The 22,324-nt window shown below is 60.9% G+C and carries 20 protein-coding genes and 1 pseudogene; 14 read left to right on the top strand and 7 right to left on the bottom strand.

Annotated elements, in window-relative coordinates:
- Positions 1-97: 97 nt before the first annotated feature.
- Positions 98-2,149 (bottom strand): TRAP transporter permease, encoded by a 2,052-nt coding sequence (locus E5K03_RS16755; RefSeq protein WP_138007936.1) that lies wholly within the window; start codon positions 2,147-2,149, stop codon positions 98-100.
- A 53-nt stretch (positions 2,150-2,202) separates the two neighbouring features.
- On the bottom strand, positions 2,203-3,396 hold the full coding sequence (locus E5K03_RS16760) for a TAXI family TRAP transporter solute-binding subunit (protein ID WP_138007937.1): 1,194 nt from the start codon (positions 3,394-3,396) through the stop codon (positions 2,203-2,205).
- A gap of 106 nt (positions 3,397-3,502) precedes the next feature.
- Between E5K03_RS16760 and E5K03_RS16765 the strand changes: the two genes are divergently transcribed.
- Positions 3,503-4,708, top strand: coding sequence for an iron-containing alcohol dehydrogenase family protein (locus E5K03_RS16765; RefSeq protein WP_240730064.1), 1,206 nt, complete (start codon positions 3,503-3,505; stop codon positions 4,706-4,708).
- Between the two features lie 19 nt (positions 4,709-4,727).
- Here the strand turns inward: E5K03_RS16765 and E5K03_RS16770 are convergent, their stop codons facing one another.
- On the bottom strand, positions 4,728-5,783 hold the full coding sequence (locus tag E5K03_RS16770; RefSeq protein ID WP_138007939.1) for a DUF5784 family protein: 1,056 nt from the start codon (positions 5,781-5,783) through the stop codon (positions 4,728-4,730).
- Between the two features lie 114 nt (positions 5,784-5,897).
- Here E5K03_RS16770 and E5K03_RS17340 point away from each other — a divergent pair, with 114 nt between their 5' ends.
- Positions 5,898-6,071: a DUF5786 family protein gene (locus E5K03_RS17340; protein ID WP_394343992.1), complete on the top strand. Its 174-nt coding sequence runs from the start codon at positions 5,898-5,900 to the stop codon at positions 6,069-6,071.
- A gap of 111 nt (positions 6,072-6,182) precedes the next feature.
- Here the strand turns inward: E5K03_RS17340 and E5K03_RS16775 are convergent, their stop codons facing one another.
- Positions 6,183-7,082: a YkgJ family cysteine cluster protein gene (locus E5K03_RS16775; RefSeq protein WP_138007942.1), complete on the bottom strand. Its 900-nt coding sequence runs from the start codon at positions 7,080-7,082 to the stop codon at positions 6,183-6,185.
- A gap of 167 nt (positions 7,083-7,249) precedes the next feature.
- Between E5K03_RS16775 and E5K03_RS16780 the strand changes: the two genes are divergently transcribed.
- The 3 genes from E5K03_RS16780 (at position 7,250) to E5K03_RS16790 (ending at position 9,927) form a co-directional block, all read left to right on the top strand.
- Positions 7,250-7,471 carry a DUF7561 family protein gene (locus E5K03_RS16780; RefSeq protein ID WP_138007943.1) on the top strand — a complete coding sequence of 74 codons (222 nt, stop codon included), beginning with the start codon at positions 7,250-7,252 and terminating at the stop codon, positions 7,469-7,471.
- Between the two features lie 72 nt (positions 7,472-7,543).
- Positions 7,544-9,397 carry a helicase C-terminal domain-containing protein gene (locus E5K03_RS16785; RefSeq protein ID WP_138007944.1) on the top strand — a complete coding sequence of 618 codons (1,854 nt, stop codon included), beginning with the start codon at positions 7,544-7,546 and terminating at the stop codon, positions 9,395-9,397.
- A 335-nt stretch (positions 9,398-9,732) separates the two neighbouring features.
- Positions 9,733-9,927: a DUF7317 family protein gene (locus E5K03_RS16790; RefSeq protein ID WP_138007946.1), complete on the top strand. Its 195-nt coding sequence runs from the start codon at positions 9,733-9,735 to the stop codon at positions 9,925-9,927.
- 45 nt (positions 9,928-9,972) lie between these two features.
- On the opposite strand, the gene E5K03_RS16795 is transcribed toward E5K03_RS16790, so the two are convergent.
- From E5K03_RS16795 to E5K03_RS16805, 3 genes are all read right to left on the bottom strand, one after another.
- On the bottom strand, positions 9,973-11,091 hold the full coding sequence (locus E5K03_RS16795) for a 60S ribosomal export protein NMD3 (protein WP_138007948.1): 1,119 nt from the start codon (positions 11,089-11,091) through the stop codon (positions 9,973-9,975).
- A 61-nt stretch (positions 11,092-11,152) separates the two neighbouring features.
- A complete protein-coding gene (locus E5K03_RS16800) occupies positions 11,153-11,776 on the bottom strand; it encodes a phosphoribosyltransferase (protein WP_138007950.1) in 624 nt (207 codons plus the stop codon).
- A 24-nt stretch (positions 11,777-11,800) separates the two neighbouring features.
- Positions 11,801-12,700, bottom strand: coding sequence for an NAD-dependent epimerase/dehydratase family protein (locus E5K03_RS16805; RefSeq protein ID WP_138007952.1), 900 nt, complete (start codon positions 12,698-12,700; stop codon positions 11,801-11,803).
- An 84-nt stretch (positions 12,701-12,784) separates the two neighbouring features.
- Between E5K03_RS16805 and htpX the strand changes: the two genes are divergently transcribed.
- The 9 genes and pseudogenes from htpX (at position 12,785) to E5K03_RS16850 (ending at position 22,285) form a co-directional block, all read left to right on the top strand.
- Positions 12,785-13,657, top strand: coding sequence for a zinc metalloprotease HtpX (gene htpX / locus E5K03_RS16810; RefSeq protein ID WP_138007954.1), 873 nt, complete (start codon positions 12,785-12,787; stop codon positions 13,655-13,657).
- A 45-nt stretch (positions 13,658-13,702) separates the two neighbouring features.
- The gene (locus E5K03_RS16815) at positions 13,703-14,077 is read left to right on the top strand and encodes an SHOCT domain-containing protein (protein ID WP_138007956.1); all 375 of its coding nucleotides are present in this window, start codon (positions 13,703-13,705) and stop codon (positions 14,075-14,077) included.
- Positions 14,078-14,166: 89 nt separating this feature from the next.
- A complete protein-coding gene (gene pspAB, locus E5K03_RS16820) occupies positions 14,167-14,772 on the top strand; it encodes a PspA-associated protein PspAB (protein WP_138007958.1) in 606 nt (201 codons plus the stop codon).
- 182 nt (positions 14,773-14,954) lie between these two features.
- Positions 14,955-15,986, top strand: coding sequence for a DNA repair and recombination protein RadA (radA, locus tag E5K03_RS16825; protein ID WP_138007960.1), 1,032 nt, complete (start codon positions 14,955-14,957; stop codon positions 15,984-15,986).
- Between the two features lie 376 nt (positions 15,987-16,362).
- Positions 16,363-18,022: pseudogene (locus tag E5K03_RS16830) on the top strand (ammonium transporter).
- A gap of 206 nt (positions 18,023-18,228) precedes the next feature.
- A complete protein-coding gene (gene hemL / locus E5K03_RS16835) occupies positions 18,229-19,566 on the top strand; it encodes a glutamate-1-semialdehyde 2,1-aminomutase (protein ID WP_138007962.1) in 1,338 nt (445 codons plus the stop codon).
- A 76-nt stretch (positions 19,567-19,642) separates the two neighbouring features.
- Positions 19,643-20,755 (top strand): hydroxymethylbilane synthase, encoded by a 1,113-nt coding sequence (gene hemC / locus E5K03_RS16840; protein ID WP_138007963.1) that lies wholly within the window; start codon positions 19,643-19,645, stop codon positions 20,753-20,755.
- A complete protein-coding gene (gene cobA, locus E5K03_RS16845; protein ID WP_138007964.1) occupies positions 20,748-21,548 on the top strand; it encodes a uroporphyrinogen-III C-methyltransferase in 801 nt (266 codons plus the stop codon). The genes hemC and cobA overlap by 8 nt, the downstream gene beginning before the upstream one ends.
- Positions 21,545-22,285: a uroporphyrinogen-III synthase gene (locus E5K03_RS16850; protein ID WP_138007966.1), complete on the top strand. Its 741-nt coding sequence runs from the start codon at positions 21,545-21,547 to the stop codon at positions 22,283-22,285. Before cobA ends, E5K03_RS16850 begins: the two co-directional genes overlap by 4 nt.
- Positions 22,286-22,324 lie beyond the last annotated feature (39 nt).

Here is a 22,324-nt window from a genome sequence, read left to right on the forward strand (position 1 = left end):
AGAGTCAAGCGCAAACCAACTTCTCCGGTCGCTTGCGTGTGGTAGTGGCATCTGTCAACAGCCACGGTAGGCAGCGTTGGCGTTTTCGAGCTGCCAGCTACCGTGCGTCGCGGCTAAACAGGCCCTGTTCGCCGATCGAAATCGCGTTCGACTGCCACGCGAGTGTGGCGAGGACCACCGCAACGGCGACTGAGCGGACGACAAGAGACTGTGGCGCAAGCGGTGCGAACATAATGAGGACCGACCCTACAAGAAGGAGGATCCGAACCGGCAGGGCGATTGGTCCGTCGAGGTAGTTGATGAGCGCCGCGGCGACCCCCGCAAACGCGATCGCGACCGAGACGAACGCGATGATCGTCGCAGGCAACTCCCAGTACAGGAGGCTGTCGTTGACGACAAAGACGTACGGAAGAATAAACAGCGGTGCGGCGAGGATGATCGACTTCCAGGAGGTTACCCAGAAGTTTCCGCCGCTGACGTTCGAGGCAACGAGACAGGCGATGGCAACCGGCGGCGTCAGCGCCGAGAGAATCGCGAAGTAGAACACGAAAAAGTGCGCACTCAAAATCGGAATCCCTAGTTCGACCAGCGCGGGAGCGATGAGCAACACCGCAGTGATGTACGCGGCGACAGTCGGCATACCAAGCCCGAACAGCAACGCGGCGATCATCGCAAAGAACAATAGCAGCCACGCGACGCCACCGGAGAGGCCGATCAGGCTGTTGGCGAACACCTGCGTGAAGCCGGTGAGGCTCAACACGCCAACAAAGACGTTCATCACACCGATCGCGACACCGATCGGGGCGGCGTTTTCAAGCCCTCTGCCCAGTCCGTCAAGCGTGTCGACACCGAAATCTCTGAGGTCGTAGTCATCGCCAAGAACGACGTTTTGAACGAACGCAGCCGGGAAGACGGAAGCGATCGACCAGAAGCCAGCGTACAGTGGATCGAACAACAGGATGACGAGCGTGTAAATCAGTACGCCGACGGGGACCCAAAGAGCAAGACCTTCAACGAGGAGGTTTCGCGCAGTGATTGCGCCAAATGAAACCGTCGATGGTGACCGACCGAACAGGCGTTCGAGCGCGTCAGTTCGCTCTTGTGTGGTGTCCTCAGCCTCGATCTCATCGATGTCGATTTCAGACTCCGAGAGACCCACCTTCAGCGTCGTGAGGTGGACGCCGATCGCGACGGAGAGGTAAAAAAGCAGCGCGGGGAGCAATCCGACGGCAATAATGGTAAGATATCGCGTGCCGGTGATCTGCGCCATGACAAATGCCGCCGCCCCCATGATTGGCGGCATAATCTGTCCCCCACTGGAAGCAACTGCCTCGAAGGAGGCGGCAGTCTCTTTATCCATTCCGTGGCGCTTCAAAAGCGGGATTGTGAACGCCCCAGTCGTCGCTGCGTTCGCCGCGGCGCTGCCGTTTACCGATCCCATCCCGAGGCTCGTAATCGTCGTCATTTGCGCGAGCCCAGATTTGATCCGACGACCCACAAGCGTCCCAATCTGAATAAAGTAATCGAGCGCACCGTATGCTTCGAGCATACCAGCAAGGATGAGGAAAATAACGATATACGTCGCCGATACGCCGGTGATCACACCAAAGAGCCCCTCACTGTATTCGATGCTGAGCGCTTGGATAACACGATTCAATGAGACACCGTTGTGATTCAAAATCCCCGGAAAGTACGGCCCATAGAGGGCGTAGACGATTCCACCGAGACCGACAATCGAGAGGATTGGCCCATAGACCCGTCTCGTGATGTCTAACACGAGCACGATCAACAGCGCACCGACGAACATATCCAGGTCGGTGTAGATCCCGATCGTTTCATACACCATCCGGTCGTAGTTCGTAAAGAGGTAGTACGTCGCGGCAGCGACGAGTCCAGCCTCAACAAGCGCGATCGCATTGCCGAGGCGCTCTCGGAGCGTCTCCGGTCCTGGGTCGTACGCCAACACAGCCGCACCGATCGCCATCAATCCGATGTGGATGACGCGGTGTTGGTTCTGTTCGACGAAGAAGCTCCGGACGTACCAGAGGTGGTAGACGGCAGCAACGACGCCGAGGAAGATCAAAAAGCCGTACTTGGCTGTTCGTAGCGTGTCCGTTCTGTCGGTGTCTGTGGACTGAAATAGTGACATTGTATCGATGAGGCGTGTACGCACCAAACTGAGCGGGGACGTGAACGAGGGTGTTACCCTTCGTAGTCTTCGAGAGACGTGAAGTCGTCGCTCCAGAGATCCTCTTCACGGTAGTAGCGCTCAGCACCCGGGTGGACCGGCGCGTCAGGTGAGGCGAGCAACAGATCCCCGACGAGGTCTGGACCGGCACCTTGGAGCACGGCGCTTGCGTCGCGGACTGCGTCGATATTTTCCATCACAGTGCTGACGAACTCGTAGCCGAGGTCCTCGTCGATGGATTCGGGGAAGATCGTCTCGTAGCCGACACCGACAGACGGCGTTGCATCCATTTCCATATCCTGTTCCCAGACGTCAGTCGGTGCCTCGATGTATTCGTATGGGAGTCCCGAGTCGATAACATCCTCTTCGGAGAACTCCCACTCGACGACCGAGACGTCTGTCGTTGCGTCCATCTCTTGCTCCCAGCCGGCGAGCGTTACCAGACTGACACTGTAGACGATACAGATGTCGAGTCGGCCATCACTCATCGACGAACCCTGGTCGCCCCAGTCAAGCGATCGGATGTTGTATTTTTCCTGCGGATCTTCAATACCAGACATTCGGAATCCGTCGAGTCCCGCAAAGAAGTTCGTTCCGCCCTGCTGGCCGAACGCCATGTTGATCGAGCCGTCCTGTGGAATGTCAGAAACGGTTTCGATGTCGGCCAACTCGTCGACATCGCGTTTGACGAGATAATACTCGAGCGACATGAACGGGAGAACCTGCGTCATCGTCTCGCTCAAGCCGTCGTTGTAGGGCTCTTCCGCACGATTGGCTTTGAACACACTCCAGGATGTACTCTGAGCGATATCGATCTCGCCTTGATCGACGAGCGTCGGGTTTGCTGCTGTGCCGCCCGTCGTCTGGGCACTCATGTCGATCCGATCAGACTCTTCGGAGATAACCTGTGACATCGCGACTCCGGACGCGTGGGTTGCCGAGTCGGATCCAGAGGTTCCGATCGTCCACTCAACAGTGTCGTCGCCGTTACCGTTGCCACCGTTTCCGTTGCCACCGTTTCCGTCATCACCGTTTCCGTCATCACCGTTTCCGTCGTCACCGTTTCCGTCGTCACCGTTTCCGTTACCGCCGTTGCCATTACCGCCGCCGGTACAGCCAGCGACGCCAACGACACCAATCGAACCTGCGGCTTTGAGGAATCGACGCCTGTTCTGTTTCGTAGAACCCAATTGAGTATCACGGTCCATAATGGATCTATTTATACAAACAAAGAGTATAATATATATTAATTGTGATTGCAGAGAAAAACACGAATGTACACAGAAAATAGACAAGCGCACCATGAAAATGAAAGTGAGTAAACAAGTAAACGATTCACCACAGCCGTTCTCGGTTGAATACCGCGGGATGGACGTGGTCTTCGGACGGGGGGAGCTCACCAGACTCGGATCGAGGCTCGAAACACACGGCTGTACCCGCGCCATCGTCGTCTGTGGGTCGAACGTGGGCGGGAACGACGAACTCATGGAGCCGCTTCGGGACGGGCTCGGTTCGATGCTCGTTGACGTGTTCGACGAGACAACGGCCGCAAAGCGGATCGAAACCGCCTTCGACGGGATCGAGGCGGTCTCCGCAGCCGAGGCGGATGTGATTGTCGGCGTCGGCGGGGGAAGCAGCCTCAATGTGGCCAGACAATTGAGTGTGTTGGCCGCGGACGGCCGACCAATCGACGAGATACGCGAGGCAGCGCGATCGGGTGAGACTGTGGAACTCTCCGCAGCGACCGAGCCCACGCCGGTTGCAGTCGTGCCGACGACGTTCGCCGGGGCAGATATGTCTCCCGGCGGAAGCCTCGCAGTTTTGCGTGCCGAGGAATCACCGACCGGCCAGCCGGTCGTTGCGAGCGGATCGCTCACACCCCTGCTCGTGGTCGAGGACCCCGCCGCGTTCGAGACAACACCGATGGGTGCGCTGGCAGGATCAGCGATGAACGGCTTCGACAAGGCGATCGAAACCCTCTACGCACGAGATCAGACCCCGATCACGGATGCACTTGCCGTGCGGGCGCTTCGATACCTCGGACCGGCACTGAAAACGCTGCGAACGGACACAGAAGCGAGCGCGATCGACCGCGCCGTCGTCGGAACGATCCTCTCGCAGTTCGAGAACCGGCCGTCGATCGTCCACGCGTTCGGCCATGCGTTCGCGCGGCGATACCCCGTTCAACAGGGCGTTGCACACGCAGTGGCGGTTCCAGCCGTGCTCCGATACGTCTTCGACACGGTCGAAGGAGGGCGATACGACATGGCCGACGGACTACGAATCGACACCGCGGATCTGTCCGAGGACGCAATCGCCGAAGCGATCGTTGAGCGTGTAACCGAGATCCGAGACGCACTCGGACTCCCGAGGCGGTTTGGCGAACTCTCCGGGACAACGCGAGAAGATATTCCAGAACTTGCGCAGTTCGTGCTCGACGATCCGGTTCTCGATCGTGCACCGTCAGGGTTGGATCCGACGATCGAAGCGAGTGAAGCTGTGCTTCGGGAGACGTGGTGAGCGCGAGTCGCCGACGCTGCTACCGGCTGCGGTTCGAAAAGACGGAAGCGATGTTCAGCGGCAGCCGTCCGATCGTGTACCCCTCGTAGGAGCCGTCCGGACGGGCGCGGAAGACGATCGCCGGCTTGTGTCGGACCGCGGGCTGTTCGGCGAGCACGGCAGCCCAGTCGTCGTCCGGAAACGACGAGCAATCAACACACAGAACGACGCCGCCGGCGTGATGGGTGAGCTGGCCGCTCGTTTTCGACTCCGCAGTATCTCGAACCGCCGTCACCGGCGAGTTGGCCGATCGGCGGTTTGGCGGCAGTGGTCGGGTAACTTCGACGAGGACGCCGTCGCTGCCGTCGGAGTTGATCGGATCTGCACGATAGTCGATCGAGTGGCCGGTCGTCACCTCGATTTCAGGCGTGATCGCATAGCCCGCGTCGACAAGCAGTCGGCCGACGACGAATTCACCCATTGCCGCGGCCATTCGGGTTCGATCGAGATACTGCGAGGTGCCGAGCTTGCCGGCCATCACATCGCGGGAAGGATCGAGCGCACCCGTTTTCAGGAATGTCTCGAAGAATCCGAGGGCAGCGTCTCGGGTTGTGTCGGGAAAGCCAGCGTGGTGCTCCGAAAAGAACTGCCGTGTCGTCTCACGGCCGTCCTTCGAGAGGAACACTGGCAGAAAGAACCACGAGATGTGCGGATACGATTCGAGCCACGGCGACTCGTCGTGGAGTTGTTTGAGCAGTTCGCGTTGGGCCCACCGGGCGATCGGATACGGCACCTCCTCGAAGCCGTACTTGTTGGTCCGCCACAGTGTTTCGGGCGTTTCGGTATTCCCCAGCCAGTAGCCTGCAGGGGCAGCGTTGAGGCCATTGGGGCCAATATCTCCAGCACTCCAGCAAAACAGCGCCATGTCGCCGTTGTCCATCTCGAACCGTCGTGCCTCGTAGCCAGACGGTGCCGAGAAGTGCGGCGATCGCTGTGTCGCACCGAGATTTCGATCCAGCGGCTCGAAGAGGTCGCGATTGACCCGATCGGGGGTCCACGACCCACGAGCGTATCGGAAGCGAAGCGGCTTTGCCACAGATAGGCTCAGACGTCAAGAGCAAAAACGTGTTTGGGTCGCAGTGTGTGTATATATAATGAACTTTCATAACCGTTAGATATATACCGGACAGTTTCCAAGTCAAGGTATACCATGTCAATGGGTGCCTACGACGAAGACGAACACGAGCGGCGCGAACAGAAGACGAGTACGATCGACGCAGATTTCGAGAGTGGTCGGTCAGAGTACGAGGGGACAGTGTCTTACGACACTGGCGAGTCCGCAGAGGCACTATTGGACCAGTTCAAACAGCTTCAGGGCAAGTGAACGGCGGCAATTGTACTCGCGGTGTTTCTACTGCACACTATTGAGAGAAGTCGGTTTCGCGATCGAAATAAGAGGTCGAAACGGGACTGCGATAGTGACAGGTCATTGTTGTCACGGCGAGCCCGAGCCATCATCCGGTGCGCGGACCGCATCCCATCCAGGCGTCTCCGGGGCACCGTCGGCGGTTTCGATCGCACCTGGTTCTTCGATCGTGGCGGCTGATCCAGACGTGTCCGCGCGATCATCCCACGTCTGGATTGATCGACCGACCCACGAGTCTGCGGCGGCGGCGAGTTCGCGGTAGCGATCGGCCGCCGCCTCGTTGATCTCGATCGTTCCGGGGCTCGATCCACAGGCGACACCGACGAAGCGGGTACGATCGTCGTCGGTCAGTTCGGCTGCAGCAAGCCGAGAAACGATCCCCGAAAGCTCGTCGGGATCGGGATAGGCGAACACAGTCGTTCCGATCGCAGCCGAGAATGTCGGGTCTGCGTCCGCAGGCGGCGTCGAATCGAGGAGACGTTTTGGCCCGCCGATCGACGTTTCGACGCGCTCGCACTCTGTTTCGCGCTCCAGTTGGAGGTTGTAGCCGGGGTAGACGCGACACGTATTTGGATACAGCTCCGAGTCGTGGATTCGACACTGCAGCGTCTCGGGATCGAGAAAACAACAGGCGGGGAGCCACCGCCGCTCGCCATCGAACGGGGCAACGGCCTTCGTGGGTTTGCGAAGGCCAAGGTAGAACACGGGACGATTGCCGATCGCCGCGAGCGCAACCCCATCGACGCGAACGCTGTCGTCGTCGGGCCCGGCTTCGAACAGTCGAGGGGTCATCGCGTCGCCGTAGCCGGCGTCAACGAGCGATCGTGCTTCACCGCTGCGAAGCGGAGCGAGGTTGTACGTGTCGTCGATCGGCGGGCGATCACTGCCGTGTTCCGCAGACGGCGGGACGTCCGCGATCGGACGCCAGTCGATGCAACAGCCAGCACAGCCCTCGCAGTTGACGTCCATACCCGCGCTACGATCGCCGATCGCATAACGCTTGATCCGGGTCAAGCAATCGCATAACGCTTGATCCGGTTCGTTCGATCCCCTCGAGCGTGTTTTGCGCCGGCAAATCGCTCGGTGTCTCCCGAGCGATCGGATGGATTCATACCGCTTCAAACCCTACAGAGACTATGACGAGTCGGCGCTGTGACGGGTGTGACACGAAGGTGAAGATCGCCGGCGGGATCGGCGATCTGTGGAGCCGCAGCTGGGGACCGACCGGCGGGATGTTGTTAGAGCTTGCAGACGGGAGCGATCACTTCCTCTGTCTGGACTGTGTCGATCGGCTGCCGGACGATCGCGAGCCGACAGCCGCAGATGTGGACGCGCTGCGGGTACCTGACGAGGAGTGAACGAGGCGTCTAGGTGCGGGTGTCGAGCCTCGCACCCGCAGGCTTTTGCCCGCGGACGCGCCACTGTCGCTCGTGCAACCGTCGCGGATCTACGAGGCGTTTCCGGCCCCGAGCTACCGCGGCGCACAAAAGGAGGCGCTCGCGGACATCAAAGCCGCCTTCGAGGCCGGCAACGACGTGGTGTTGGTCCGCGCGCCAACTGGCAGCGGCAAGTCGCTCCTCGCGCGGGCGATCATGGGCTGTGCGCGATCGCTCCAAGAAGCCAAGCCCGCCCAAGCGACCGGCGCATACTACACCACCCCACAGGTGTCTCAACTCGACGACGTGGCCGAAGACGACCTCTTAGCTGATTTCAACGTGATCCGGGGGAAAAGCAACTACACGTGCATTCTCCCGGATGAACACGACACGCCGGTCAACCAGGCACCCTGTGCCCGCCAGCAAGGGTTCGACTGCACGGTGAAGCACCGCTGTCCATACTACTCCGATCGCGCGATCGCCTCTGGGCGCGAAATTGCCGCGATGACGCTCGCGTATTTCATGCAAACGGCGGGCTCAGAGCTGTTTCGCAAACGCGACGTAGTCGTGATCGACGAGGCCCACGGGCTGGCCGAGTGGGCCGAAATGTACGCGACAATCGAGCTCTCACCTGATCGCGTTCCCGTGTGGGACGGACTCAACGTACCGGACGTCCACGAGGCGGACGATCCGCTCGATCGAACGGTGCGGTTCGCTGAGTCGCTCGTTGGTGTCTGCTCGCGGGCGAAAGACGCGCTGACCGGTCGCCCAGAGCTCTCCGCCCAGGAGGTTGCCCGGCGCGATCGGCTGAACGAACTCATTTCGGAACTGAAATGGTTTGTCGAGGACTATCGCGATATCGACAGCCCGACGACGTGGGTCGTCGATCAGGCCGGCGGGGCGGGGTCGCCGCTGTCGATCAAGCCGCTGGATCCGGCCCGGTACCTCCACCACACGGTGTGGGACCGGGGGAACAAGTTCGCGCTGTTGTCAGCAACGATTCTCAACAAGGCGGCGTTTTGTCGTGGGGTCGGACTCGATCCCTCGCGGGTAGCGCTCGTCGATGTCGAACACACGTTTCCGCTGGAGAATCGTCCGCTGTACGACGTGACACAGGGGAAGATGACGTACGAACACCGCGAGGAGACGATCCCGAAGATCGCGCGGACGATCGTCCAGCTCATGGCCACCCACCCAGATGAGAAGGGAATCGTCCACGCGCACTCGTACGGGATTGCAGCCGACCTCGTTTCCAATCTCGAACAGTTCGGGGTCGGCGCACGGGTTCGAAGCCATGAGGCGGCCGAGCGCGACGCCGCACTCGAAGCGTGGAAGGCGACGACCGCACCGGACGTGTTCGTCTCGGTGAAGATGGAGGAGGCGCTGGACCTGCGAGACGAGCTCGCGCGGTGGCAGGTGGTGTGCAAAGCGCCGTATCTCAACACGAACGACTCTCGGGTCGCCAGACGGCTTGAAGACGGCCAGTGGGCGTGGTACCACCGCGCGGCGCTGCGAACCGTCATACAGGGCTGTGGTCGAGTCGTTCGCGCCCCGGACGACTACGGCGCGACCTATCTGGCAGATTCGAGCCTATTGGACCTGTTCGATCGCGCCCGCTCGGACATGCCGCCGTGGTTCGCTGCCGCGGTCGATCGGCTCGACGCGCCGTCGCTTCCCGAATTCAACCCTGCGGACGCGCTGGCTGCGTACGACACCGAACCCAGGGCCGCGGGGCGATCGAATCCGAATCGAACCAACGGGGGGCCGGCTGGTGGGTCGACCACGAAAGACACGGAGCGCCGAACCAGCGGCTCGACAGATCGACAGACGAGTGACAGCAATCAGGACGGAGAACCGACTGGCCGCCGCAAGCGCCACCCGCTATCTGACGTGTGGGGCGACGGCTAGAGTAACGTCACGCCCCACGCGACCATCGAGCTCACCATCAGGAACGCGAAAAATATCGCGAAGAGCTGGGATCGATCCATATTTTACCTAACTTTGCGGATACGCTTAGAACCTCCGGAGCGCCTATCAACGCTGAGAGATGGAGCGAATATCGACGAACGTCTACGCCGATCGGGGACCGTGGGGAATAATTCATAATGTTTGTTAATGTAGTATTTATTTGGCCAGTTATATTTCTTTTTCTAACCGGTTTGTAAACCGCTTCCTGTATTTTATGATCGTCTTGCTACTGTGTCTCACGATAGTTTTACATACGTCCCATACACAGTAAGTGTATGGCGACACACGGTCTCCAAACCGCACTGACGCTGTACCGCAGCGGAACGTACTCACTCGAGCAGGCAGCCGCCAAGGCCGGTCGATCGGAAGCCGCGTTCCGCCGTGTACTCAAGCAGTACGGCATCGACCATACAGAGGCCGATCGTCGCGATCCCGCTGGCGCAACCGAGCAATCGCTCAAGGCAGACTGAACAGCCGACTCATTTTTCCAGAAGCGACCGATTGTCGAGCGGTGCCTACAACTCGTCGCCGTCAGTAGGGACAATGTACACGCCCGATCGATCCTTCAAGACGGAAACGGTGGTCGTCTCCGCAGTCACGAAGGATGGGCGAGAAACAGTGATCGACTCGTAGGTCTCTGGGTCGAGAATCTGCACTGCGTGATCGTCTTCGATCGCGACAACAGTCGTTTCGACAGCTTCAGAGACCACACCAATCTTCCGCGCGTCGGGAGCAGTCCCGTCTTCGCGCGGCGCGTCATACCGATCGCCGCCAGCGAGACGCGTGCCTTTCAGCGTCCCACGCGCGCTCGTAACGAGAACAGGTCCGTCTCCGTCTTTTGGATCGATCACGTCCCCGGCAGTGTAGCGCGGAAGCCGCACAACGAATGTAACCCGATACACCTCGTTACCATCGCCGTCTTCGGTCACGAGTGTCGGGTGGTTGTTGATTGTTCCGCCGAGGACATCACGGATGCGTGAGGCCGCACCCTGGCCGAGTTGGTTCGTCGACAGCTGGATGTCCGCGCCGTCGTCAGTCCGATCGACGGTGGAAATAAACGCGTTTCTGTCACCCGTCGCCTCGCGATCTGCCACATACGACTCCGCGAGGGCGATCGCCTTGTCGACTTCAGCCTCGGTGGGCGTGCGCCCGTCCGCGCGGAGCTGGATTTCGCTGGCGTAGTAGCCGCCGGCGATCCGTCCGCAGCGGTCACATGAACCGTACGAGAGCTTCACGGGGACGGTGATCTCGGCGTCGATTGGTGTCTCGCGGACAACACCGCTGAACGCACAGTGCATCCGGATCGTGGTCTCGTCGACCTGTTCGGGCTCGACGACCCACTCGACGTCGCGGGCGTTCACGTGAACCGACAGCGCCTCGGTAACTTCCTCGATTGCCACGTCCGTGTAGTCGCGCGCGCCAACGTCGACCCAGCGGTTGCCGCGCTCGATCGCCCCACAGCCCGAACAGACGTGGACCTGCACGCGGTCTGGGGCATCAACCAGTGCAAAATCTTCGAAGTAACACGCATCACAGAGGGCAGCTTCCCGGCCGCGTGGCTCGCCGGGCAGCGGTTCCGCGCGATCGGGGATTGACGCCCCACAGCGCGGACAGAACTCGCGTGCGTCGCTCATACCAGTTGTAGCCGGGCGATCCGGATAAGCGACGCGAAAGCCGCCCACAACAGCGGCGTCGTCATCCCTCGAGGTAGTCGATCGCCTCCTCGTCTGTCACCTGCGTGAAATCACGGAAGTGGTGCCCGACCGCGACGAACGGCTGGGGTGTCTCGATAACGACGACCTCATCGGCCGACGACTGCAGCTCTGCAACGACCTCGGCGGGTGCAACGGGGACTGCTAACACGACCCGATCGGCGCCGGCCGCCTGCAGCTGTCGAAGACACGCGCGAGCAGTCGCCCCTGTTGCAACCCCGTCGTCGACCAACACGACAGTCAACCCCGAGAGGTCACCGACGGCCTCGGTCGGATACTGCTCGGCTTTTTGTTGAGCGGCCTCGGCTTCTTCTGCGCGAGTGCGATCGATGTACTCCTCGGAGACCGACAGCCGCGAAACGAGCTCGTCGTTGAGCCAGAGGCTGCCGTCGGCGGCGACCGCACCAAGTGCCAGCTCAGGATTGTTCGGTGCGCCGAGTTTCGAGGCGATGACGACGTCGAGCGGGGCCTCGAAGTGGTCGGCGACTGGCCGAGCGACGGGGAGTCCACCTCGGGGAATGCCGAAGACGCGATCGGGGCGGATGTCTTTCTCATCGAGCAATGCTGCGAGCCGTTCGCCGGCTGCGTAGCGGGTTTCGAAAGCCATGGTCTGGATTTCAGATGTCTGGTGTTAAGTCTCGTACAGGACTGGTTCGTCGACGTGTTCGGTAGCTGCTGTCTGCCAACTATGACTCGGCTGCCAGCCGAACAGCGCCTCAGCTTTCTGCATCGAGAACGCACTCTCGTCGTCATTGAGGTCGATCGTTTCGGGCACCGAGCCGAAACACGCCTCGAACAGGTCGACGGTCGGACGATCGAAGTAGTTCTCTACGGCCATTGCGTGAACAGCCTCGTGAGTACCCGACGGAAGGGGGTTGTTGACGGCGGTCGAAACGAGGTCGGCGACATCACGAACGTCGATGTATGCCCAGAAGTTGCCGTCTCCAGAGGAGACGTCCGCGAGTTGCTCGGGCTCACGGCAGTGGTACTCGCCAGGATACTGGATCCACGACGGACGGATCGAGACTGCCGAAACGCCGTGCTTTCGCGCGACCATTGAGGCGATCTCTTCGGCGACGACCTTGCCGGTCCCGTAGGGATCTTCGGGGCGGTTCGGCTCGGACTCGACGATCGGCACGCGATCAGGGTGCTCGCCGTCGCGACCGAACGCGTAGCCGTAGACGCTCTCACTGGAGGCGTTGACAATGTTTGCGCCCGCGCGACCCGCAGCGGTCAACACGTTGTACGCGGCGATCGTGTTGGTCTCGTACACCTCCCCGCCGGAATGTCTCGTTGGCGAGGGGTGCGCAGCCCAGTGGACCACGTGGTCGGGTTCGAGTTCGCCGACGAGATCGTAGGCACGACCACGGTCTGTCAGGTCTGCCGCCCGAAAATCGATGCTGTCGGCCGGCGAGACCTCGAATCCAGGGTGGGTGAGATCGACACACCAGACGAAGTGCTCCTTGGCGAGCCGATCGACGATCCATCGGCCCGATCGCCCCAGCCCGCCAGTAACCATGACAGTGTCCATATGTCCTGGTTATCCAGCGTTTTATAAAATACCACGTGACCGTATCCCGGTAGCCTTTATGCCGACGAACGGCTACTTTCGGGTATGAAATGGAGTACAGACTGGGGGCTTCGGGGTCGAATGGCGATCACGATGTTCCTGCTCTTCGGGCTGTACATCGTCTTCCTCGGATTCCTCGTGGTTTCCACGGATATCGGGATAATCGGTGTGATTGTGATCATGGGGCTGTTCTCGTTCGTTCAGTACTACTACAGCGATCGCATCGCCCTCTACAGCATGGGGGCAAAGGAAGTCTCGCCAGAAGAACAGCCGGAGCTCCACCGGATGGTCGATCGGCTCTCCCAGCAGGCGGACCTGCCGAAGCCGGCGGTCGCGATCGCAGATACGCAGGTGCCGAACGCCTTCGCAACCGGGCGGAATCAAAAGAACGCGACCGTCGCCGTCACGAGCGGACTGCTCCGGACACTCAATCAGGAAGAACTCGAAGGCGTCCTCGCGCACGAGCTCGCACACATCAAAAACCGCGACGTGATGGTGATGACGATCGCGTCGTTCCTCTCGTCGATCGCGTTCATCATCGTCCGGTGGGGATGGCTCTTTGCGGGCAACGACCGCAACGCCCCACCGATATGGGTGGCGATCGCCGTCTCGTTACTCGTGTGGGTCGTCTCGTTCCTGCTCATTCGGCTCCTCAGCCGCTACCGCGAATACGTCGCCGATCGCGGCGCGGCCGCCATCACCGGCAATCCCGCCGCGCTCGCCTCTGCGCTCATGGCGATCAACGGGCGGATGGACCGCGTCCCCAAAGAAGACCTCCGCGAACAGGCGGAAATGAACGCGTTCTTCATTTTCCCGATCCGATCGGGCTTCATCGGCCGGATCGCGAGCACGCACCCGCCGATGGAAAAACGCATCGAGCGACTCCGCGAGATGGAACGCGAACTGGCGACGGCCTGAAACGGCACCCAGATATTTTTATTCGTTGCCGAAAATCTCCCAGCTATGGGCTACTGGAAAGAGCTAATCAAAGGAAATCCCGTAATCACAGGGGCAACAATCGTCATTAGCCTCGCGTTGTTGATCCCGATCGTTGCGATCGAGCCCGGGATTGTCGCCGTGTTGGCGACGTTCGCGTTCTTGACATGGCTCGTGGGGCGGGTTACCGGATCCTCCACAGAAGAGACTCATTCCGAGATCGAAGAGACCCCGATCGACGAACTCGAACGGCAGTACATACGGGGCGAGATCACCGAAGCAGAGTTCGAACACCGACTATCGGTGCTTTTGGATGCAGATGAGCGGACCGACCGGAGACAGGGAACCGATCGACTGCAGACACGGAGTCGTCGACAGACCGAACGAGCACACGAGCAGTGAGTGGCTGGACACTGAAGCGCCCATCACACACGCTGCAGCAACCGAAACAGTCCGTCGCGCCTTTCTTTGTCGCCCCCGTAGGCAACTGCATGGGCGTGTTTGATACGATCCGATCGGTACTCGGTGTCCGTGCGGAGGCTGATGCGACTCGCGAGGCAGACCCCGAGGATCTGTTCGGAATGTCGACGGCGTATATGACGATGGAAGCCGAGCTCGGCTATGAAAACGCCGGATCGGCGGCACTGTGTTTCTCTGCGGTCGATAGCACCGACTTCGGTGAGATGGTCGAAGAAGTCGAAGCGATCCTCGAGGCCGGGGAAGCAGAGACCGGAACGACGTTTCGAAAACACCTCGATCACCACGGCTACAACTGGGTGATCCTCGAGGATTCCGACCCCGAGGACCTGCTGACGAGCATTCACTTTGCTGCGGACACATTCATCGAACAAGGGTACGGCTCGCGGTTGCTGGCTGCGGTCTTTGCGTTCGACAAGGGAGATCGTCACGCTTACTGGATCTACTCGTTCCGCCGGGGAGCGTACTACCCATTCGTGCCGACCGGCTCCAGCACGCGCGACACGAAGACCGAATTCAAACTTCAATCGGTACTCGACGGTGAGCTCGGAATCGAATCCGACGAGAGTTACTGGTACCCGTTGTGGCCCGATCGCGCGGGCGACTACCCGTGGGAGTGAGCACCACCAGCGACGGTGACGACTCGTACGAATAGCCATCATAACGTACCATCCCGTGGCGAAGGTGTAGCTGACCGATAGCTACCAGCGTAGGCCAGTGAACGGACGATCGACCGCCGAAATTTCACTTTCACTCTACAGTAAACGATGCTTTATGTACGGTGCCGAACAAAGGTGGATATATGCCAGAAGACGATCTCGAAGCCCTACCAGGTGTTGGGCCCGCAACCGCTGATAAACTGATCGAAAACGGCTACGATAGCTACCAGAGCGTCGCCGTCGCCAGCCCCGGCGAGCTGTCGAACAAAGCCGATATCGGCGATAGCACCGCCGCAGACATCATCAACGCCGCACGTGATACCGCTGACGTTGGTGGCTTCGAGACGGGCGCGGCCGTGCTCGAGCGCCGCGAACAGATCGGCAAGCTCTCCTGGCAAATTCCCGAGGTCGACGAGATGCTCGGCGGCGGCCTCGAAACACAGTCGATCACCGAGGTCTATGGCGAGTTCGGTGCCGGCAAATCGCAGGTCACCCACCAGATGGCGGTCAACGTCCAGCTGCCGAAAGAACACGGCGGCCTCCGAGGATCGTGTATCTTCATCGACTCGGAAGACACCTTCCGCCCTGAGCGGATCGACGACATGGTTCGAGGCCTCGACGATGAGCTCATCGAAGCCACACTGGCCGATCGCGAAATCGAAGGCAGCATCGACGACGAGGAGACAATGACCGAACTCGTCGAGTCGTTCCTCGATCGCATCCACGTCGCGAAGGCGTTCAACTCCAACCATCAGATTCTCCTTGCGGAGAAGGCAAAAGAGCTCGCGGGCGAGCACGAAGAGACCGAGTGGCCCGTCCGGATGGTCTGTGTCGACTCGCTGACCGCCCACTTCCGCGCAGAGTACGTCGGCCGAGGCCAACTAGCCGATCGCCAACAAAAACTGAACAAACACCTCCACGATCTAATGCGAATCGGGGATCTGTTCAACACCTGCATTCTCGTGACAAACCAGGTTGCGTCGAACCCCGATTCGTACTTCGGCGATCCAACCCAGCCGATCGGCGGCAACATCCTCGGACACACCTCGACGTTCCGAATGTACCTCCGCAAATCGAAGGGGAACAAACGAATTGTCCGGCTCGTTGACGCCCCGAACCTCGCAGACGGCGAAAGCGTAATGCGGGTCGAAGGCGACGGATTAAAGCCCGAATAAGCGTCGTTCACACTGCGTCTGCAGATCAAACGCCTACAATCACCGCCGACAAAATTTTTCGCGCGCACCCCGGATACTGAGCGGCCGCAGTTGGGGAAATAGCATCAAAAATATTATAAGACAGTCGTCAAATTGTCAGGCAAGATTTGTCACACATTCTGGAGACCCACTACCTTATATTCATTGTACCTGTCCTTATATAAGACGATCGTTGGATAATACAATAGAGAAATTTCGTTTTTCAACGATTACCCTTATATGTATCGCTTCCATGAGCTACTGATGTGAGAGAGCACACAAACATGACGCAAAAAAGTAAATTGTCGTGTGATTGTCCAAGGAACAGTGGAATTAGTACCGGTGTTGAGGTGATCGTATGAGCGTCGATCCGGCAGTCCTCGTCGAGGGGATCAACCTGATGTGGGTTGCGCTCGTATGCTTCCTCATCTTCTTCATGCACGCCGGCTTCGCGATGTTGGAGGCTGGGCAGGTTCGGTCAAAGAACGTCGCAAACCAGTTGACAAAGAACCTCTTGACGTGGAGCGTTGGAGTCATCGCATACTTTTTCGTCGGCTTCGCGATCGAGGGGCTTGTCGGTGCGTACACCGGCGGTGGCTCACTGGGAATCGGTGAGGCCTTCGGGATCATCTCGCCGGCCGACGGCAACGACTGGATCGGCTGGCTCTTCGGCGCAGTATTCGCGATGACGGCAGCGACGATCGTCTCCGGGGCGGTCGCCGGCCGCGCAAAGCTCCGTGCGTACGTGACGTACACCATACTGCTCGCGGGCGTGATCTACCCGGTCGTCGTCGGCCTGACGTGGGCGGGTGGCTTCCTGGCCTCGTTCGGCTACTACGACTTCGCCGGCGGGATGATCGTCCACGGAATGGGCGGGATTGCCGGGCTTACCGCGGCATACGTGATCGGCCCGCGCATGGGTCGGTACGCTGAGGACGGCTCGACGAACGTCATTCCCGGCCACTCGATGACCTTCGCGGTCCTCGGGACGCTCATTCTCGCGTTTGGCTGGTACGGCTTCAACGTCGGCACAACCGCGACCGTCTTTGCGGTCGAAGGCGGCGAACTCGTCCTCGACGGCTACGCGGTCGTCGGCCGGGTCGCCTTCGCAACGACTGTTGGGATGGCCGCAGGCGCGATCGGTGCAGCAGCCGCGTCACTGTACCTCTCTGGAAAGGTCGACACGCTGTACGTCGCCAACGGGATCTTGGCCGGCCTCGTCGGCGTGACGGGAATCGCAGACGGGATCACCTGGTGGGGAACGATCGCGGTCGGACTCATCTGCGGACTGCAACTTCCGCTGGTCTTCGAGTTCGTCAGCGACACACTGAAGATTGACGACGTCTGTGCGGTGTTCCCGGTCCACGGCTCTGCCGGTGTGATCGGTGTTCTCGCGTTCCCGTTCGTCGCAGTAAGCGGATTTTCGGTGGCAGTGCTTATCGAACAGATCGTGTTCGTTGCGGTCGTAACCGTCTGGACAGTTGCTGCGACTGCGGCAGTCTTCGGCGCGTTCAAAATGATGGGGCAGGCCCGCGTCTCCCCGGAACACGAACGCGAAGGGCTCGACCTCTCCGAGCACGGCGTCGACACCTACCCCGAGTTCGGCAAGCCGGAAACAGCCGCCGATGGTGGCTCTGTCCGCACTGACGGAGGTGAGGTCAATGAGTGAAGAAAGCGAAATCAAGATGATCACCACGATTATCCGGCCTGAAAAGCTCGGTGATGTCAAAAAGGCGCTCGCAGAGGCAGGCGCGCCGTCGCTAACGGTGACGAACGTCTCTGGGCGAGGAAGCCAACCCGCAAAGAAAGGCAGCTGGCGCGGCGAAGAGTACACCGTTGATCTCCACCAGAAGGTCAAAATCGAGTGTGTGATCGCCGACGTGCCCGTCGACGACGTCGTGGATGCGATCCGCGAGGCCGCAAACACCGGCGAGCCGGGCGATGGAAAGATATTCGTCCTGCCCGTCGACGACGCGATCCAGGTCCGGACGGGAAAGACCGGCACAGAGGCGGTGTAATCTCGACAGCGCGCTTCACTCGCCGAAACTAATTAACTGTACAGCATCCCAAACGATCCGAAGTCGTCTATCATGCTTCCTGGTCGTATTCCGGGAGCACCGTTCTCACCAGACACGGAGCGACAGCGTTGACCCGTAGCGAAACCGCGTCGGGGTGTCGTCGTCGCTCCAGAACGCCTTTCTCGTCGGCGATCGAACCGTCGTGTATGAATCACGATCGCTCCAGAGCGCTGTACGATCGAGCGCTCTCGGTGCTCGCAGGGGGGGTCAACTCCTCAGTGCGGGCGACGATGCCGTACCCGTTTTTTATCAGCCGCGGTGACGGCGCACACGTCGTCGACGCTGACGGCAACCGCTACATCGACTACGTGATGGGCTACGGGCCGCTGTTGTACGGCCACGACGTTCCAGAACCGGTGCAGGCGGCGATCCAATCGCACGCCTCAGCGGGGCCGATGTACGGCGCACCGACCGAAATCGAGGTCGACCACGCCGAGTTTGTCGCCAGACACGTCCCGAGTGTTGAGATGATCCGATTCGTCAACTCGGGCACTGAGGCGACGGTGTCAGCGGTTCGGTTGGCTCGCGGCTACACCGATCGCGACAAGATCGTCGTCATGCAGGGCGGCTACCACGGCGCACAGGAATCAACGCTCGTTGAGGGGACCCCAGAGAACCCCCACCCGAGCACTGCGGGAATCCCAGAGAGTTTTGCACAGTACACCATTCCGGTGCCGTTCAACGACGAGGCGGCGATTCGAGAGATATTCGAGAAACACGGCGCAGAGATCGCCGGCGTCCTCGTCGAGCCAATCCTCGCGAATATGGGGATCGTGATGCCCGTCGACGGCTACCACGAGACCCTCCGGGAGCTGTGTGACGACCACGGCGCGCTGTTGATTTTCGACGAGGTCATCACCGGATTTCGGGTCGGTGGGCTCGGCTGTGCGCAGTCGAAATTCGGCGTGACGCCCGACCTGACGACGTTCGGGAAGATCATCGGCGGCGGGTTCCCCGTCGGCGCGATCGGCGGCCGCGCAGAGATCATCGAACACTTCACCCCCTCGGGAGATGTCTTCCAGTCGGGGACGTTTTCGGGACATCCGGTAACCATGGCTGCTGGCTTGGCGTACCTCGAATACGCCGCCGAACACGACGTCTACGAGCACATCAACACCCTCGGCGATCGACTTCGCCGGGGGATTTCGGATATCGTCGCCGACCAGGCCCCAGAGTACACGGTGGTCGGGACCGACAGCATGTTCAAGACAATCTTCACCCGCGAGGGCCCCGACGATCGCGACGGCCACTGTGCGGCCGGCTGTACACAGAATCCCGAGTGCCCACGCTACGGGCTCTGTCCGAAGACCGGCGCGGACGTGGCGCGTACAGAGACCGATCGCTGGGAGCGGATTTTCTGGCAGGAAATGAAAGAGCAGGGAATCTTCCTCACCGCCAACCAGTTTGAATCGCAGTTTGTTTCCTACGCACACACAGCAGAGGACGTCGATCGGACGCTTGAGGCGTATAAAGAAGCGATCTGAGCGGACGGCGCACTAATACGCGTGCGGGCGACCGCGAACTGCAGCCCTTTTCCCTCCCGGTCTCAGATCGTAGCGTATGACCACAGACGCAGACAACGGCCTCCGCCTTGCGACGCGCGGCTCTGATCTCGCCCGCCGGCAGGCCGCAGGCGTCCAGTCGTCGCTGTCGACGCGACGGCGGCCCGTGACGCTCACCGAGGTGTCGACCCGAGGCGACGAGATCCGCGACGAGCTCATCAGTCGGCTGGGCAAGACCGGTGCGTTCGTCCGATCGCTCGACGAGAAGGTGCTTTCGAGCAAGCTCGATGCGGCAGTCCACTCGATGAAAGACATGCCGACGGAGATGCCTGAGAGGCTTGTCGTCGCCGGCGTTCCAGATCGTGCCCCCTCAGGAGACGTGCTCGTAACCCCCGACGGCACCAGCCTCGATCGACTGCCACAGGGAGCGACCGTCGGCACCTCGTCGTTGCGCCGAACCGCCCAACTGCTTGCAAACCGGGCGGATCTTGAGGTCGTGCCGCTTCGGGGCAACGTCGACACGCGAGTACAGAAGCTCCTCGCGCCGACCCTGCAGCGCGAACACGAGGCACGCTTGGAGGCCGACAGCGATCACACGGACGACGCTGAGTCCGAAGCCGAGGACAACGAGTTCGATCAGACCGCAGAGGAGTGGTTCCAAACCCTGTCAGAACTCGAACGGGAGGCACTCGGCCGGACTGTCGACACGGAACTCGACGCGATCGTCCTCGCAGAAGCTGGCCTCAAGCGACTGGGATTGCTCGATCAGTTGGAGACCGAGCGGCTCGATCGCCGCGAGTTCGTTCCCGCACCCGGCCAGGGGGCGATCGCCGTCACCGCAACCGATCCCGAGACGATTGAAACAATCCGCAAGGGGATCGATCATCCACAGACACGGGTCGAGACGACCGTCGAGCGAACGGTACTGTCTGAACTCGGTGGGGGCTGTATCGCGCCGATCGGCGTAAGCGCGATCGTCCAGGGCGAGCACGTCCAGACCCACGCCAGGATTCTGTCGACAGACGGCACCGAAGAGGTGTCCGCGAGCGAGGATCTGAACGTGGAATCGCACCCCGAAGCGGCGGTGGCGTTCGCAAAACGGCTGCGGGCGGAGGGCGCGGCTGAATTGATCGAGGCAGCCACGAAGGAGGCCGAACGAGAGGATGACTGAGAACACGAAAGACGGCGACAGGAGTGCAGACGAGTCAACGGGAACGGTCTATCTCGTGGGCAGCGGTCCGGGCGACCCGGATCTACTGACAGTGAAAGCAAAACGGCTGCTCGAGACCGCAGACGTCGTCTTACACGACAAGCTTCCCGGCCCGGATATCATCGGGATGATTCCGGAGACCAACCGCGAAGACGTGGGCAAGCGCGCCGGCGGCGAGTGGACCCCCCAAGAGTACACCAACCGCCGGCTCGTCGAGCTCGCAACGGCTGGCAAGACTGTCGTTCGGCTCAAGGGCGGCGACCCGTTCGTCTTCGGCCGCGGCGGTGAGGAGATGGAACACCTCGCCGAGAACGGCGTGCCCTTCGAGGTCGTGCCGGGAATCACCGCTGCGATCGCCGGGCCCGGCGTTGCCGGAATTCCGGTCACCCACCGCGATCACGTTTCGAGCGTCTCGTTCGTGACGGGCCATGAGGATCCCACAAAGGACGAGTCTGCGATCGACTGGGGAGCGCTCGCGGCGACCGGCGGGACGCTCGTCGTGTTGATGGGCGTGGGAAAGCTCCCGCTGTATACTGACGCACTCCTCGAGGCGGGGATGGCTCCCGAGACGCCGGTTGCACTTGTCGAGCGAGCGACCTGGCCGGACATGCGCGTCGCAACCGGAACACTCGATTCGATCGTCGGGGTCCGCGACGAGGCGGGGATCGAACCGCCGGCGATCACAGTCATCGGCGAGGTCGCAGCCACGCGCGATCGGGTGCTCGAATTTCTTCGGAATGGGGAACAGCAATGACCGATCGCCCCTGCGTGGCCGTTTTTCGGCCGGATGACGAACGAATCGACGCCGCGGTCGAGACCCTCGAATCGCTCGGGGTCGACGCCGTCGCGGATCCGATGTTGGCGATCGAACCGACAGGGACGCTGCCGGGATCGGACGCCGAGTTCGTCGTCTTCACCAGCAAAACCGGCGTTGAGCTTGTCGCCGAAGCCGGCTGGGACCCCGGCGACGCGACGCTCTGTGTCATCGGCCCAAAGACCGCCGACGCGGCCCGTGCGGTGGACTGGACCGTCGACGTTGTTCCCGAGACGTTTACCTCCGCAGGACTGGTCGAGGTGCTGGCCGAGCAGATCCAGGGAGCACACGTCGAGGTTGCCCGCAGCGACCACGGCAGCGACGTCCTGCTTGCGGGCCTCGACGACGCCGATGCCAAGGTGACCGAAACAGTGTTGTACCGGCTGTCGATCCCTGAGTCAGCAGGTCGATCGATCGAACTCGCCGTGGCAGGCGACCTTGACGGCGCGGCATTCACCTCCTCGCTCACGATTGAACACTTCCTGACGGTCGCCGATCGGACCGACGACCGCGCGGCCGCGATCGCTGGGCTGGAGGATGCCGTCGTCGGCGCGATCGGCCCACCGACCGCCGAAACCGCCACGGCGGCTGGAATTGACGTTGATGTGATTCCAGAGGATGCGACATTTGATGCGCTGGCGGAAGCGGTTTCGAAGGCGATCACCGACGACGAATAAGAGGCGATCACCGACGACGAATAAGAGGCGGTTCCAAAA

Source organism: Halalkalirubrum salinum (genome assembly GCF_005543295.1).
In the GTDB taxonomy this organism is placed as follows: Archaea; Halobacteriota; Halobacteria; order Halobacteriales; family Haloferacaceae; genus Halalkalirubrum; species Halalkalirubrum salinum.

Excerpts from the sequence above, each read along its gene's own strand:
- hemL (WP_138007962.1), top strand. The coding sequence starts at position 18,229 with ATGAATCACGATCGCTCCAGAGCGCTGTACGATCGAGCGCTCTCGGTG.
- E5K03_RS16790 (WP_138007946.1), top strand. The coding sequence starts at position 9,733 with ATGGCGACACACGGTCTCCAAACCGCACTGACGCTGTACCGCAGCGGA.
- E5K03_RS16850 (WP_138007966.1), top strand. The coding sequence starts at position 21,545 with ATGACCGATCGCCCCTGCGTGGCCGTTTTTCGGCCGGATGACGAACGA.
- E5K03_RS16780 (WP_138007943.1), top strand. The coding sequence starts at position 7,250 with ATGACGAGTCGGCGCTGTGACGGGTGTGACACGAAGGTGAAGATCGCC.
- E5K03_RS16775 (WP_138007942.1), bottom strand. The coding sequence starts at position 7,082 with ATGGACGTCAACTGCGAGGGCTGTGCTGGCTGTTGCATCGACTGGCGT.
- hemC (WP_138007963.1), top strand. The coding sequence starts at position 19,643 with ATGACCACAGACGCAGACAACGGCCTCCGCCTTGCGACGCGCGGCTCT.
- htpX (WP_138007954.1), top strand. The coding sequence starts at position 12,785 with ATGAAATGGAGTACAGACTGGGGGCTTCGGGGTCGAATGGCGATCACG.
- E5K03_RS16805 (WP_138007952.1), bottom strand. The coding sequence starts at position 12,700 with ATGGACACTGTCATGGTTACTGGCGGGCTGGGGCGATCGGGCCGATGG.
- E5K03_RS16755 (WP_138007936.1), bottom strand. The coding sequence starts at position 2,149 with ATGTCACTATTTCAGTCCACAGACACCGACAGAACGGACACGCTACGA.
- E5K03_RS16760 (WP_138007937.1), bottom strand. The coding sequence starts at position 3,396 with ATGGACCGTGATACTCAATTGGGTTCTACGAAACAGAACAGGCGTCGA.
- cobA (WP_138007964.1), top strand. The coding sequence starts at position 20,748 with ATGACTGAGAACACGAAAGACGGCGACAGGAGTGCAGACGAGTCAACG.
- E5K03_RS17340 (WP_394343992.1), top strand. The coding sequence starts at position 5,898 with ATGTCAATGGGTGCCTACGACGAAGACGAACACGAGCGGCGCGAACAG.
- E5K03_RS16815 (WP_138007956.1), top strand. The coding sequence starts at position 13,703 with ATGGGCTACTGGAAAGAGCTAATCAAAGGAAATCCCGTAATCACAGGG.
- E5K03_RS16800 (WP_138007950.1), bottom strand. The coding sequence starts at position 11,776 with ATGGCTTTCGAAACCCGCTACGCAGCCGGCGAACGGCTCGCAGCATTG.
- pspAB (WP_138007958.1), top strand. The coding sequence starts at position 14,167 with ATGGGCGTGTTTGATACGATCCGATCGGTACTCGGTGTCCGTGCGGAG.
- E5K03_RS16795 (WP_138007948.1), bottom strand. The coding sequence starts at position 11,091 with ATGAGCGACGCACGCGAGTTCTGTCCGCGCTGTGGGGCGTCAATCCCC.
- radA (WP_138007960.1), top strand. The coding sequence starts at position 14,955 with ATGCCAGAAGACGATCTCGAAGCCCTACCAGGTGTTGGGCCCGCAACC.